The 14682-nt window shown below is 58.1% G+C and carries 13 protein-coding genes; 5 read left to right on the top strand and 8 right to left on the bottom strand.

Annotated elements, in window-relative coordinates:
* Positions 1-10: 10 nt before the first annotated feature.
* The 3 genes from FYB92_RS01810 to FYB92_RS01800 all read left to right on the top strand — a co-directional run bounded on the left by FYB92_RS01810 (position 11) and on the right by FYB92_RS01800 (position 3542).
* Positions 11-1126, top strand: coding sequence for a hypothetical protein (locus tag FYB92_RS01810; protein ID WP_081385165.1), 1116 nt, complete (start codon positions 11-13; stop codon positions 1124-1126).
* 137 nt (positions 1127-1263) lie between these two features.
* The gene (locus FYB92_RS01805) at positions 1264-2436 is read left to right on the top strand and encodes a polysaccharide biosynthesis/export family protein (protein WP_064305479.1); all 1173 of its coding nucleotides are present in this window, start codon (positions 1264-1266) and stop codon (positions 2434-2436) included.
* 476 nt (positions 2437-2912) lie between these two features.
* Entirely contained in the window at positions 2913-3542 is a 630-nt protein-coding gene (locus tag FYB92_RS01800; RefSeq protein WP_117129574.1) for a sterol desaturase family protein, read from the top strand.
* 239 nt (positions 3543-3781) lie between these two features.
* On the opposite strand, the gene FYB92_RS01795 is transcribed toward FYB92_RS01800, so the two are convergent.
* Entirely contained in the window at positions 3782-5260 is a 1479-nt protein-coding gene (locus FYB92_RS01795; protein WP_332828075.1) for an MATE family efflux transporter, read from the bottom strand.
* A gap of 569 nt (positions 5261-5829) precedes the next feature.
* Here FYB92_RS01795 and FYB92_RS01790 point away from each other — a divergent pair.
* On the top strand, positions 5830-6033 hold the full coding sequence (locus tag FYB92_RS01790; protein WP_003616784.1) for a hypothetical protein: 204 nt from the start codon (positions 5830-5832) through the stop codon (positions 6031-6033).
* Between the two features lie 458 nt (positions 6034-6491).
* On the opposite strand, the gene FYB92_RS01785 is transcribed toward FYB92_RS01790, so the two are convergent.
* The 7 genes from FYB92_RS01785 to FYB92_RS01755 all read right to left on the bottom strand — a co-directional run bounded on the left by FYB92_RS01785 (position 6492) and on the right by FYB92_RS01755 (position 13501).
* Positions 6492-7430, bottom strand: coding sequence for an electron transfer flavoprotein subunit alpha/FixB family protein (locus tag FYB92_RS01785; RefSeq protein ID WP_192265299.1), 939 nt, complete (start codon positions 7428-7430; stop codon positions 6492-6494).
* Between the two features lie 2 nt (positions 7431-7432).
* A complete protein-coding gene (locus tag FYB92_RS01780) occupies positions 7433-8182 on the bottom strand; it encodes an electron transfer flavoprotein subunit beta/FixA family protein (RefSeq protein WP_332828074.1) in 750 nt (249 codons plus the stop codon).
* Positions 8183-8269: 87 nt separating this feature from the next.
* Positions 8270-9907 carry an electron transfer flavoprotein-ubiquinone oxidoreductase gene (locus FYB92_RS01775; RefSeq protein WP_003616789.1) on the bottom strand — a complete coding sequence of 546 codons (1638 nt, stop codon included), beginning with the start codon at positions 9905-9907 and terminating at the stop codon, positions 8270-8272.
* Positions 9908-10076: 169 nt separating this feature from the next.
* Positions 10077-10763, bottom strand: a complete 687-nt coding sequence (locus FYB92_RS01770; protein ID WP_075595456.1) for a 2OG-Fe(II) oxygenase — start codon at positions 10761-10763, stop codon at positions 10077-10079.
* Entirely contained in the window at positions 10760-12130 is a 1371-nt protein-coding gene (hemN, locus tag FYB92_RS01765) for an oxygen-independent coproporphyrinogen III oxidase (RefSeq protein WP_332828073.1), read from the bottom strand. The genes FYB92_RS01770 and hemN overlap by 4 nt, the downstream gene beginning before the upstream one ends.
* 4 nt (positions 12131-12134) lie before the next feature.
* The gene (locus FYB92_RS01760; protein WP_003616794.1) at positions 12135-12920 is read right to left on the bottom strand and encodes an OmpW family protein; all 786 of its coding nucleotides are present in this window, start codon (positions 12918-12920) and stop codon (positions 12135-12137) included.
* Positions 12921-13024: 104 nt separating this feature from the next.
* Positions 13025-13501, bottom strand: a complete 477-nt coding sequence (locus FYB92_RS01755; RefSeq protein ID WP_003616796.1) for a hypothetical protein — start codon at positions 13499-13501, stop codon at positions 13025-13027.
* Positions 13502-13717: 216 nt separating this feature from the next.
* Here FYB92_RS01755 and FYB92_RS01750 point away from each other — a divergent pair, with 216 nt between their 5' ends.
* Entirely contained in the window at positions 13718-14473 is a 756-nt protein-coding gene (locus FYB92_RS01750) for a helix-turn-helix domain-containing protein (RefSeq protein WP_332828072.1), read from the top strand.
* The last annotated feature ends 209 nt before the right edge of the window (positions 14474-14682 follow it).

Genomic DNA, 14682 nt, shown 5'->3' with positions numbered 1-14682 from the left:
AGAGTCTGGCATGATGGTATTTTTGCGACGACGTGCACCTGTCCTTATTGTCGTGGTCCTACCGACTGTGCTTGCGCTCCTGTACTATCTGTTGCTGGCAAGCGGGCAGTACGAGTCCGAGGCCGCTTTTGTGGTCAAGGACAGTCGTCCCAGCGCGCGTAGTATGGCGAGCGGTGGTGGCAGTATGATGGGCGGTGGGGCCATGGGAATGGCCATGGCCGGTGGTGGTGGATTGGCAGAAGGCTTTGCCGTCAACACCTATATGAAATCTCATGATGCGGTTGACGCCCTGCAAAAGCGCCTCAATCTGGTTGCGATGTATCGTCATGCCGATACGGATATCCTGTCGCGCTTGTTCTATGCGGACCCGACACCGGAACGTCTGCTGTGGTATTATCAGAATCATGTGGATGTGGTGTTCCATGAAGATACAGGCGTCACATCCCTTGATGTGCGGGCATTCCGTCCTGATGAAGCCAAGAAAATCGCCGAAGAACTGCTGAAGCTTGGCGAAGAACGGATCAACGAATTTAACGAGCAGGTTGCGCAGAACACCATCAAGGTGGCGGATGTCGAGGTCAGTGCCGCAGAAAACCGGGTCAGGGAAATCCAGGCCCGTATGACGGCATTCCGTCAGAAATCTGGCGATATCGACCCAAGCAAGAGCAGCGTCGTCGGTATCAGCCTGATTGGGCAGTTGCAGACCGAACTGGCGCAGGCGGATACGCAACTGACACAGATGCTGCGCAATCTTGCCCCCTCCAGCCCTCAGGTGCAGACGCTGAAGCTGCGTATCAATGCCCTTGATACCCAGATCAAGGACCAGCAGATGCATGTTCATGAAAAGGGCGGTGTTTCCGTTAATATGGCGGAATATGACCAGTTGATGCTGGAGCGTGAGTTTGCGCAATCTGCCTATGTCTCATCGGCGACCCAACTGGAAACAGCGCGGGCGGCCGCCCTTCAGCAGCAGGTGTATGTCGTGCGTGTCGTGCAACCGAATCTGCCGGGCATGCCCACATATCCCCATACATTCCTGATGGTTCTGGCCGTGCTGGTGGGGTCGAGCCTGACCTTCATGATCGGACGGTTGCTGATTACTGGTATGCGTGAGCATGCTATCTAGAGTATGGAAATGGTGTCTTGCGCGCGGTCGCGCATCAGTCTGATACGGGAAAGCCGAGACATATCCCCCATAATGGGAGCTATGCTTTCGAATGAAAGAAAATTTCAAGCGTGATGGCCATACAACCTTCCAACTTCATGCGAAAATTTTTTCTGGAGTGCAAAAAGGCATTTGCGATTGGCATCCTGCCGGTCGCCCTCCTTGCCGGGTGTGATACCTTACCAGATAGTGCGCCTACGGAATCCGGTGTCAAAAGCGCGCAATCCAGTCGCAAGAAAAATACCATCGGGTATGGGATTGTTCAGATCAGTCCTGACCTGATTACGTTGCTGAATAGCGAAACGCCCCCCCTGTTTTCGAATATCGCGCAGGCACCGGCGCAGGAACATTATAACAGTGATCGCGCAGGGGCAGGCGATACGCTGGAAATCGATGTTTATGAAATGGGCGAAAGCCTGTTTACGACGCGGACCAGCAGCAATACCGCGTCAGGCATTGCAAGGAGGAGTAATTTCCCCTCCATCCTGGTCAATGGCGATGGAACCATCGACATGCCCTATGTCGGGCATCTCATGGTTGACAAACTGACCTCCGATGAGATCGCCGACAAGATCCGTGCAGGGTTGAAGGGAAAATCAGAGGCCCCGCAGGTTCTTGTGCGGATATCCAAGAATCTGGCGAATTCGGTCATCGTTTATGGTGATGTCAAGCTCAATGGCCGTATGCCGCTTACATTGCATCAGGAACATCTGGTGGATGCCGTCGCCCTGGCGGGGGGAAGCCTGCATGACCCGGAAGACACCATTGTCGAGCTGACCCGCCATAACCAGATTGCGACAGGCCCCCTGAAGCTGATTGAGGATAACCCCGAACAGAATATCCTGCTCGAAGCTGGCGACAGAATTCACCTTATTTACGAACCGCGTACCTACACGGTTTTCGGTGCGGCAGGTAAACCTGTGGAAACGCCATTTTCAAGATCGAGCGTCAATCTGGCGGAAGCCTTGGCACGTGTCGGCGGCCCGGCGGACTCACGCGCGGACCCGAATGCGGTCTTTATCATTCGGTATGAGAGTTCCACGATTGCAGAGCGTCTGGGCCTGCCGGTGGATTCAACCAAGCCGACTACGCCCATTGTCTATCAACTTGATATGATGAACCCCGCCAGCTTTTTCCTGGCGGAACATTTCATCATGAAAAACAAGGATACAATCCTGATCGCGAATGCCAAGACGAATAAGGTTCAAAAAGTATTCAACCTTATCAATACGTTGATCGCTCCGGGCATGTCGGCTGGACGGAATTTCTGATAAAACCAGTCCCGTTCTATGGGTGTCTGTATTCAGGCAGACACCAAAAATACCGACCGGGATATTTGTATGTATTGATCTCTGGTATGTTTCTGTATTGATGGATGTGGAAAACATTTTGATACAATTTAAGAGGCATTGTCATCTTAAATATATTGAATGGTCATCTGGAATATGGCGTTAAGGAGTGTTCAGGAACCCTGGCACGCTATATGATATGAAGGGAACTCTGAGGTGGTCCAGAAGATTGGACTTATGCAGATCGGTATGTACGAATAAGCTTGATTCGGGTTCCGTAGCCTCGTATCTGATGCCCTGAGACACATATGCTTGGGGCTGATGATGGGAAGTTTTTCCCCGTTGGATGGCAGCGTGTCGTCTGGAGCAGTCGGGTAATAGAGTTCAAGATGGATTGGTGCGTACCGTAGGCAGTTTCTGCTTTATGTTCCAGATCGGCTTTTCGAGGTGTAGCCAGCATGCAGGATAACAACAGGCAGAAGATGGAGGAGCCGGTCAGGTTATTCAAGAATTCCATCCTTGAACGCCTGACGCTGCTGTCTTTCAACGTCTTTTTGTCCGTCTGGCTGCCGCTTCTGGTTCTGTCCCTGGCCTATGGCGCGTGGAAATCTGCGTCTGTCATTGTTTTTGTGCTCTATGCGGTCATGGGCTTCCTGATCTGGTTTCCCACGGAATATCTGCTGCACCGTTTCCTGTTCCATCTTCAGGCCCGCTATGCCCCGGTGCAGTCTTTGGTTTACCTGCTGCATGGCAATCATCATGAGCAGCCAAACCATCCCCTGCGCAACCTGATGCCGCTGAGTGTCACACTGCCACTTGCGCTACTGATCTGGGCGGGGTGTGCGTTTTTCATCGGTCAAGGCCGGGGGGGAAGTCTGGCGGCTGGTTTCTTTTGTGGTTACGTCTTTTATGACGTGATCCATTATTCCTGCCACCAGTTCCCGATGCGTGGTCCGCTGTTGCGTCGGCTGAAGATCCACCATATCAATCATCACTATCGGGATCATGATACCAATTATGGTATCACCAGCATCTGTATCGACCGTGCCTGCCATACATTGTTTGTGATGCAGGAAAAAAAGTCCTGATTATCGGTGTTGGACAGGTCGTGCGACAGTAAGAGAGTGTTTTAAAACACATCATTGATAAAAATAAGAAAAGTTTCCAAGTGCTGCCTTTTGATCGAAAAAGGCGGTGTCCTCTGAAGCTTTTCAGGGAAAGCTCCACCAAAAATCGTTATAATTTCAGTATGTTATCTAGTCTGGCTTTTCAAACAGTCTCTAAGGCCAGATTTCCTCCATACGCGTAATTTATGGAGGATTATCCGCTAGTCCTGCGTATTTTCCTTTTCATGTTCGTATTCCTGCGCCTCGTTATCAAGGTCGTCGAGTTCGATCATCGCACTTTCCGCACTTTGTGCGGGGGGCAGTGACGGGACGGAGTCCATTTGCGGTTCAGGGGAGGCAACCTTAAGGTTGCGCACGACACTGAACGCAACTGTCACCGCACCTATCCCGAACAGGACGCTGCCCAGAACCTGTCCCACCTGTACGCCCATGGGGCCGTACTGCATGCCGATCCATACGAACGGCACGGTTCCCAGCGTCGCGCGTCCCCAGTTGAACAGGGTCGAATAAAGCGGGTGCCCAAGGTTGTTGAACGCAGAATTCGCGACAAACAGGATGCCGATGAAGAAATAGCCGCCGATGGTCCAGTTGCAGAACAGACGGATCAGGTCAGCGGTGGTGCCCGTCGCCGAAAAGATACGGATGACCAGATCCTGTCCCACAAACAGGATTGCCCATGTCAGTCCCACGCAGCCCAGCACCAGTTTCAGGGAGGCGACGAGTGTTTCATGGACCCGCCCCACCTGCCCTGCCCCAAGGTTCTGCGACATGATCGGCCCGATCGAACCTGTCAGTGCAAATACGAAAGCAAAGGCAACGGGTACGATGCGGTCGATGGTAGCCTGCCCCGCCACGGCGGACAGGCCGAAGCTGGCCATGGCATGGGTGACGAAGATCCCGCCGATCGGGGTGGCAAGGTTCGTCAGGATGGCAGGCATGGCGATCTGTCCCACCCGGTGGGTGTCGCTGCGGATGAACCGCGCAACCGGCCAAGCCAGCAGGTCATGCTGACGGGCGCAATAGACCCCCAGTCCCGCCACGACAGCACGTGATATCAATGTGCTGATGGCGGCGCCCTGTAATTCGAAATGCAGCCACAGGATCAGCACCGGGTCCAGCAGGGCAGAAATCAGCGCACCCGCCAATGTAACATTCATGGATTGTTGTGCGGCCCCAACCGCACGCAGCAGGCTGGAGGCCCCCATGCCCACCGCGATCAGCGGCAGCATGGGGGATGCAATATAGAGATAGAGCGCCGCCTGATGTTCCGCCTCTCCCTGCGCGCCCAGCGCATGCAGGATGGGATGCGCCAGAAGTGCAGTGCCAAAGCCGAGCAAGCCTGTCAGCAGCAGCATGACCACGGAAAATGACGAGGCAATGCGCTGGGCCATGTCATGATGGCCTGCCCCGATCTGTCGGCTGGTAGTGGCGCCCAGCCCGATCGACATGCCGATGGAAACCGCGATCTGTATGAAACCGACAGCGGCCGTGAACCCGATGGCGGCGGTCATGGCCGGATTATGCAGGGTGGAGATGTAGAACAGGTTCAGCAGGTCAACCATGAACACGGCCATCAACCCGATGGCACCCGTTCCCGCCATGACGATCACATGGCGCATGATGCTACCCTGACAGAATGCGGCGCAGCGTGTGTATGTGCCCCGTCGCCTGCGTGTCATGCGTAAAGACGCCGGGCGCGATAGAGGATCATGCGAGGGCGGCCAGGGCCTGTCATGCGGTTCATGAGCCCATCATACAGGACATCCCAACGATCAGGAACATGCCGTACGTTGTCCCTTTCGAAGAATATCCCTCATTTGGGGGCAATGCACTGATATGTGTCATTTGTGTCTATATTTCCGCGTTGATTGTGCAGTGCAAAACAAATACAGTAATTGTGCAGTGCAACAAAAGTAAAAAAGAGGTTTATTTATTTTTTACGTTGACGTGGGAAAAATTAAATGGCAATAAGGGGTCATGAGGCCAGCAGGGCTTCGAAAAATACTGAAATGTCCAGCCTGAATACAGGCTGGTATAAAATTCCACATGATGTCCTCATGTGCGGTCAACTGACGGGATACATTGCCATGGCGATGTGTCCCGTTTTTTTGTCTCTCCCCTGGGGTAGCCGTGCAGCCTGATGGGGGGAGACAACGGTATTTTACCTGTTGGTAGATCCCCGATGAGGCGTAAACTTTACAAAGGATGGCTTTTCATGGGGGCCATCCAAGACAGAAGGATACGGATCATGTCCAGACTGACAGCCGCCGAACGCGATGCCCTGCCGGATTCGGCATTTGCCCTGCCCGGCCGACGCTATCCCATCCCTGATGAGACACACGCCCGTGATGCCCTTGCACGGGCAAGCGAGATGCTGCATCGCGGCAACCTGACGCAGGAAGAATACGATACGGTGGTCCGTCGCGCGCGCGCCGTGCTGGGTGAGGGATAAGGGCGCAAAGCCACGCCTATCCCTATCCATAAGAAGTTGTTTTTAATTAATAAATTTACAAATCAGGATAAAATTCCTTCGGTGGTGTCTTGTTTCAAAAAGGCTTCACCAAAATCTTTATGCCTTTTCAAACGACCTCTTGGAGGCTGTTTGAAAAGGAAGGCTCAATAACATCCTGAAATTATAAAGGTTTTTTGGTGAAGCTTTTTCCAGAAAGCTTCAGAAAACGTCGCCTTTTTCGATCAAAAGGCGACATCCCAAAACCTTTCTTATTTTTATCAATGAGTTGTTTTTAAACAATTTCTCAAGAGGTCTATCGCGGTTTTTCCTTGGGAAAGCCCCAAAAAAGAATGCCGCCTTTTTTCAAAGGCGGCACCCTGAAATTTCCAATCATCATGCCGCCCAAAGGGGAATGCCCTTTGGCGGTGTCCAGGGGCAGCGCCCCTGAATGGCCGGGATCAGCCTGCCTTGTCGAGTTCTGCTTCCAATGCAGGCAGCACCTCGAACAGGTCCCCCACCAGTGCATAATCCGCAATCTGGAAGATCGGGGCCTCAGGGTCCTTGTTGACGGCAACGATGACCTTGCTGTCCTTCATGCCCGCCAGATGCTGGATCGCGCCGGAAATCCCCATGGCGATATACAGTTCCGGCGCCACGATCTTGCCGGTCTGGCCCACCTGGTAATCATTGGGCACGAAGCCTGCATCAACTGCCGCGCGCGATGCGCCGATAGCGGCCCCCAGACGGTCAGCCAGCGGTTCGAGGAGCTTGAAGTTTTCCTCGTTCTGCATGCCGCGTCCACCGGACACCACGACGCGTGCGGACTCCAGTTCCGGACGCTCCGACTGCGACAGTTCGGTGCCGATGAACTTCGATGTGTCCTCGCCCGCCGGGGTGGCAACGCTTTCGACCGGGGCGGAACCGCCCTCCGTCGCGACGGGATCGAAGGCGGAGGCACGGACAGTCAGCACCTTCTTTGCATCGGACGACTTCACCGTCGCCAGTGCGCTGCCGGCATAGATCGGGCGCACGAACGTATCGGCGTCGATGATTTCCACGACGTCGGGGATAGGCTGCACATCCAGCAGGGCCGCCGCACGGGGCAGGATGTTCTTGCTGTTCGCGCTGGATCCACCAAGGATGTGGCTGTAGCCGTCGGCCAGCGACACCAGCAGGGCTGCCACGGGTTCAGCCAGCTCATCCGCGCTGGTGGTATCGGCGGCGGACAGGACTTTCTTCACGCCCGGTAGTTTTGCCGCAGCCTGTGCAGCTTCAGCAGCATTGCGGCCCACGACCAGCACATCGACATCGCCCAGCTTTGACGCGGCGGTAATGGCGGAACGCGACGCCTGCCGGATGGCGCCTGCTTCATGGTCGAGAAGTACGAGGACGGTCATGATCAGATCACCTTTGCTTCGTTACGCAGCTTTGCAACCAATTCGGCGGCGGAACCTACCTTGATGCCCGCCTTGCGCCCGGTGGGTTCGGCCACGGATACGATGCTCAGGCGTGGGGTCATGTCCACACCCACATCGGCGGGCGTGATCTTTTCCATCGGTTTCTTGCGTGCCTTCATGATGTTCGGCAGCGAGGCATAGCGCGGTTCATTCAGGCGCAGGTCCGCCGTGACGATGGCGGGCAGCGCCAGTTCGACGGTCTGCAGGCCACCGTCGATTTCGCGTGTGACGGTGGCCTTGCCGTCATGCAGTTCCACCTTGCTGGCGAATGTGCCCTGTGGCCAGCCCAGAAGCCCCGCGAGCATCTGCCCCGTGGCGTTCATGTCGTCGTCGATCGCCTGCTTGCCAAGGATCACCAGATCAGGCTTTTCCTTGTTCACCAGTGCCTTGAGCACCTTCGCCACCGCCAGAGGTTCGGTCACGCTGTCGGTTTCCACCAGAATGGAACGGTCAGCACCCATGGCCATGGCGGTGCGCAGCGTATCCTGAGACTTGGCTTCGCCAATGGAGACAACCACGATTTCGGTGGCGACACCTTTTTCCTTCAGGCGGACGGCTTCTTCCACGGCGATTTCATCAAACGGGTTCATCGACATCTTGACGCCAGCGGTTTCAACACCGGTGCCGTCGGCCTTCACGCGCGGCTTGATATTGTAATCGATCACGCGTTTTACGGGGACAAGAACCTTCATCACATCTCTTCTCGGTCTGTGTCTGGATGGGGGATCGGAAAACGGGGGACGCCATGACGGGGCCATGACATCCCTGTGGGCATGGGATTACATGCCGCCGGGGTAGTTCGGACCACCTGCCCCTTCGGGCGTGACCCAGTCGATGTTCTGGGTCGGGTCCTTGATGTCGCATGTCTTGCAGTGGACGCAGTTCTGCGAATTGATCTGCAAGGCCGGGGCGGCCTGCTCATCCACGACCTCATACACCCCTGCGGGGCAGTAACGGCTTTCGGGGGAGCGGAACACATCCCAGTTGACGGTCTTCCACATGGACGTGCTGCGCACCTTCAGGTGCACGGGCTGGTCTTCTTCATGGTTGGTGTTCGACAGGAAGACGGACGACAGCTTGTCGAACGTGACCTTGCCGTCAGGCTTGGGATAGTCGATCTTGGGCGAGATGGAGGCGGGCTCCAGCGTCTCGTTATCCGCATGGCGGGTATGGAGCGTCCATGGCGCGCGACCGCGCAGCAGCATGGCGTCGATGCCGGAATACAGCGCGCCGCCCTTCATGCCAAAGCGCGCGAAGGCCGGACGGATGTTGCGCACGCCGCGCAGTTCGTCCCACAGCCAGGATTCCCTGATCCGCCGCGTGTAGGAGCCCGGCTCCACCCGGTTGGTCAGGAAGGCTTCAGCCACGGCCTCGGCCGCCAGCATGCCCGACTTCATTGCGGTGTGCGTGCCCTTGATCTTGGGCACGTTGAGGAAGCCCGCCGTGTCCCCAACCAGCATGCCGCCGGGGAAGGTCAGGCGCGGAATGGACTGCAGCCCGCCTTCGGACAGGGCGCGCCCGCCATAGGACAGGCGACGCCCACCCTCGAAATACGGACGGAAGGAGGGGTGCAGCTTCACACGCTGCATTTCGTCAAACGGGGATAGCCACGTGTTGGGATAATCCAGCCCGACGACAAAGCCGTAGGAGACGAGGTTTTCCCCGAAATGATACATCCACGCCCCGCCATAGGTGCGGTCATCGAGCGGCCAGCCAAAGCTGTGCTGCACCAGTCCGGGGCGGTGCAGTTCGGCGGGGACTTCCCACAGTTCCTTGATGCCCAGGCCGTAGGTCTGCGGATCGACCCCTTTGCGCAGGTTGTACATCTCCATGACCTGTTTGGTCAGTGACCCGCGGCAGCCCTCGGCGAAGATTGTGTATTTCGCGCGCAGTTCCATTCCCGGCGCATAGTTGTCACCGGGCTTGCCATCGCGACCCACGCCCATGTCGCCGGTTGCAACGCCCATGACGCGCCCGTTTTCGGTCAGGACCTCCGCCCCGGCGAAACCGGGATAGATCTCGACGCCCATTTCCTCGGCCTGTGCGCCAAGCCAGCGGCAGACCTCGCCCAGACTTGCGATGTAATTGCCGTGGTTACGCATGTGCGGCATCACCCGGTCCAGCATCGGGATGCGGTAGCCGCGTGTGGGCGTCAGGTAGAGCATGTGCTCCTCGCTGACGGGGGTGTTGAGTGGCGCGCCAGTCTTACGCCAGTGCGGCAGGAGTTCGTCCAGCGCGCGCGGCTCGACCACCGCACCCGACAGGATATGCGCCCCGATTTCGCTGCCTTTTTCAATCAGGCAGACGCTGGTGTCAGGGGCCAGTTGGCGCAGGCGGATAGCCGCCGCCAGTCCGGAGGGACCGCCGCCGATGATTACGACGTCGAATTCCATAATCTCGCGCGGGTTTTCACTCATACCTAGATCTGTCCTCTTGCGCCATGACCGGGATGACATGGATAGGTGGGATACCACATGTAGCAACGCTTCCTAGAACCGTTTGAAACGGGAATAAAGGTTTGTGTGCATATATGTTGCGCATGTGGCGCATATCCACAGGCCGGACCCCGCAGGCCAGGCGTGTCGTTCAGGCCCGTGCGGGCGGGAACGCCAGTTCGTCGTGTGCCCGCCATTCGGGACCGACATAATTGACAATCAGCGTCCGGCGCAGCCCTGTGATGGGGCGGCGGACAAAGCCGTGCCATGACCGGTCGGACGGGATGAACAGCAGGCCGGAATTGAACGTACCCGACGCCCGCGCCACGGTCTCTCCCTGCGGGGTCAGCAGGTCGGTGCCCCAGTCATGGGCATTGGCGTCGGTGGAAAGGGAAATCAGCAAAGTCAGCCGTTTCGCCCCGATATCGGTATGCGGCGCCAGCCAGAACCCGTCCGTATCAAGGCATAGTTCCAGCCGCAGGAACGTCCCCGCGAGGTCGATGCCGCAGGTCCGTTCGAAATGCTGCCGTGCCGCCGGGGCATCGAACAGATGTGCCAGATGGTCGAGCGCCGTGTCGTGCGCCCGTCGCGCAGGGGTCACGAAAATCCGGTGTCCGTTGCGCATGGCGCGCTGACCGCCGCTTTCACCCGCATGGAACCGCGTTCCCGGGTTCCAACCCAGCAGGGAGTGCGTGACCGATGGCGGCAGGACATTTTCCATGTTCCAGTGGGGGAACGGGTCCGACCGGCATGGGGCCGTCAGCAGTGCGGTGATGACGGAGGTGTTCGTGACGCCCGGCGTGGCGGCAGAAGATCGGGCGTGGGGGGGCATGGTCATATTCCGCTGGCGTGGCGCTGGGGCATGTCCATCTCAAGGTGGTGGTCGAACGCGGCCGCAACATGACGCAGGAACGCGCGTCCGGCCTCGGTCACGTGGAGTCGCTGGCCCGAGATGATGACAAATCCATCCGTTTCCAGTCCAGACAGTTTGCGCATGTCGTCGCTGAAATATCCAGAGTGCAGCCCATGGCGGGCGATGAATGCGCCAAGGTCGATTTCCATGTCGCACATCAGGCGTTCGATCAGTTCGGCGCGCACACGGTCATCATTGGTGCGGCGCACCCCCCGGACAACCGGCAGGCGGTCGGGTGTTTCGCCCATCAGGCGGGCATAGGCCGCAGCCGATACCGCATTCTGCGTCATGCCCTGCGGGAAAGAGGATATGGCCGACGCCCCCACACCGATCAGGGTCGTTGCCGGATCGGTGGTATAGCCCTGGAAATTGCGATGCAGCGTACCATTGCGCGCGGCGATGCCCATCGGGTCGGCATGGTGGCTGTAATGGTCCAGCCCCACGGGCAGGTAGCCTGCGGCGCACAGGGCATCGTTGATGGCCGCGCGCTGTTCGAACCGGGCGATGGCATCGGGCAGTTCGCCTGTCGGCATCAGGTTCTGGCGCTTTTGTTTCCATGGCACATGGGCATAGCCGAAAACCGCGAGCCTGTCGGGGGACAGCGCCGCGATGGCGGTGGCCGTGTCGCGTACGCCCCGCACGCTCTGTCGTGGCAGGCCATAGATCAGGTCGATATTGATGGCGCGGATACCCGCCCCGCGCAGTGCGTCGATACAGGTGCGTGTCTGCTCCATGCTCTGGATACGACCACAGGCTTCCTGCACGGTGGGGTCGATATCCTGTACCCCCAGGCTTGCGCGGTTGAAGCCGAGTTCATGCAGGACCGCCGGATATTGCGCGGGCAGATGGCGGGGGTCGATCTCTATGCTGATTTCGGCATCGGGCAGCAGCGTGAAGCTGTTGCGGATGGTCTGCATCACCTGCCGCAGCGTGCCCACCGGCAGGGTCGTGGGTGTCCCCCCGCCCCATTGCAGGTGTGAGACGGGATGGCCCGTGCCAAGCTGTTCGGTAACGCGGCGCAGTTCCTCGATCAGCAGGGCGGCATAGGCGGCCCGGGCATCGGCGCTGCGCAGGACGGCAGTATTGCAGCCACAGAACCGGCAGAGCGTATCGCAGAAGGGAACATGCAGGTAGAGGGAGAGCGCATCCCCCGCAGGGACGGCCCGCAGCCAGTCGCGGGCGTCGTCCGGCCCCACGGTGTCAGTGAACTGCGCCGCCGTGGGATAGCTGGTGTAACGTGGCAGGTTCCGGGCGTACCGCGCAATCAGCGCGGCGGGGTCCGCCACGTTCATGTCATCAGAACCGGTAGGCGATACCGGCGGAAACGACCGTCGGATCCAGCGAGTCGTGGGCACGGACCTTGGTGGTTTCGGAGCCGTTTTCAGCCCATGCGTGCATGCGCACGAACATCTGCTTCACGTCGAAGTTGAAGAACCAGTTGCCCACCAGCTGGTAATCCACACCGGCGTTGATCGACGGACCACCGGTAAAGCCGGAATTCAGCTTCGTCAGGCCAAGCGCACCGCTGGCGTTCATGTTGTGGAACCACATCATCGTGCCACCCACGCCCACATACGGGTTCAGGCGCTTGTGCGGACGGAAATGCCATGCCGCCGTAATCGTCGGCGGCAGCACCCAGGCGCTGCCGACGTCGGTCTTCCCACCCAGCGCGCCGCCTTCGCCAGCGACCTCATGACGGGTGCTGGTGGCGATCAGGTCCAGCGAGATATTATCGGTCAGGAAGTATTCGAACGTCAGTTCGGGCATGACCTGGTTGGTCGTCTTGATGCGCGCGCCCGGCAGGGCTTTGCCATCAAGCCAGACCTTGCTGTCACGATCTTCCGGCAGCACGCCGACGGCCGAGAGGCGGATCATGAAGTCACCCTTGCCCAGACCGATCTTGGTGCTGGAGCATGTCTCAAAAATGCCACAGTGACCGTGGGGACGCGAAGGGGCGACCGGGGCGGCAAGCGGGGCATTCACATAGGCGGACGGCGTCGCAGTCTGAGCATGGCCCGCGACCGGCGCGACAGCCGCGGCGCCCAGCGCCGCCGCAAGGGCAGTGTTACGCATTTTCTTCATCTGGTGCGGACCTTTTCATTCTGACGACTGGACGTCGTAATCAACGTGTTTTGATGACTGGCAACAATCACGCGGCGCTTACATCGCACCTTGATATGGATCAATCAGGCGGGGGGCGAGAAACCGTTAATTTCCGTCAAAAGCAGTGTTCTTTCGACTATGTGGTCGGCAGGACACACTTTTGGGTCCTGTGATGTCATTTTTGCGATGGGCTGCATTGTTCGCATTGCATGACATCCGAGTTCCTGCGCCAGTCGTGTCATGGCCGGGTGAAATGCGTTCATGACGTGCTGTGCATCGCCGGGCGTCATGACGATGCAGTGGTCACTGGTCAGGACCTGCCCCAGTCGGATGTCGAAATCACGGCGATAGGTCGCCATGGCGCATGGCAGGCCGCGTGTCCCGTAATGCGCGACCAGGATTCCCTGACGCGGACGCTTGCGCTGTGCGGACATCCGGCGACCGACATCCATCCATCGCCGTCGTTCCATTTCGGGAAAGGCATGCTGGATCAGGGGATAGAGGACCAAAATATCCGCAGCGCCAAGCCGCCGGACCGTCAGGGAGGAGTGTCCATGCACTGGGGGCGGCATCCTTAATTTTCCGATGATTGCAGACTGTTCTGATTTACCGGATTGGGATCGGGGCTTCGCATTGATTTATATCAAGGGGTCAGACATAGTGTCGGGCCTTCGGGGCGCAGTTATTTCGCCGGTGCCCACAGTGCCATGCGCTGCGTCCCGCCCGGGACGACCACAGGGTGTTGCATTGGGCAACAGCAGGGAATTGGGATAAACATGCCGGATACGTCTTCGTGCCAGTTCGAGCAGCGACCACGGCGCCTTGTCATGGGGGCGGTTGGTCTCCAGCCTGATTTCTGCAAGATGTGCAATGTGCGCCCATCCAGCGTGTGCAGCGCCATTGAGGACGAGGATATCTCCCGCCTGTCCGAGGCGGCGGTGGAAACCATCATCACCCCAGGCCGGTGCTTCATCGAGGAAGGGGAGCTCGCCACCGATTTCTTCAATGTCACTTCTGGCACGGTCAAGCTGTTCAAGGCCCTGCCCGATGGGCGGCGGCAGATTACAGGATTCGCAGGGCCGGGTCATTTTCTCGGGCTTGCGGTGTCCGACCGGTATGCTTTCGGCGCGGAAGCGGTCGATACCGTGCGCCTGTGCCGCTTCTCGCGGGAGCGGATGCGCGCCCTGCTGGATGATTTTCCCCGCATGGAACGCCGCCTCCTCGAAGAGGCATCCAACGAACTGGTTGCGGCCCAGAACCAGATGTTGCTGCTTGGCCGCAAGACTGCGCGTGAACGCGTCGCCAGTTTCCTGTTGGACCAGGCCAATCACGGTGAACTCAACAGCGCGGGACAGTTGCACCTGCCCATGACGCGCGGCGATATTGCCGATTACCTTGGCCTGACCATTGAGACCGTCAGCCGTACCCTGAGCTGGATGCGTGCGCAGGGGATGATCGACGTGGGCAAGGGGTATGCCATCACGCTGCTGTCGCGGGAACGACTCGAAAGCCTTGCTGAAGGTGAAGACTGAGGGCTCTCAGTTACGGGATACCGCCAGCTTGCGATAGCCGGGCGCTGCCTGAGCCCGGCAGGTATCGCGATCCCTGCATGAAAATTCCAGTATAGTTTTTGGTGTTACCTGGTTTTCTACGAGATTGTTTGAAAATAACTCATTGATAAAAAACAATAAAAGTTTTTGGGTGCCGCCTTTTTTTAAAAAGGCGGCGTCTTCTGAAGCTT

Source organism: Novacetimonas sp. GS1, from assembly GCF_036686925.1.
Lineage (GTDB): Bacteria > Pseudomonadota > Alphaproteobacteria > Acetobacterales > Acetobacteraceae > Novacetimonas > Novacetimonas hansenii.
This window is presented reverse-complemented; position numbering and strand designations above follow the sequence as displayed.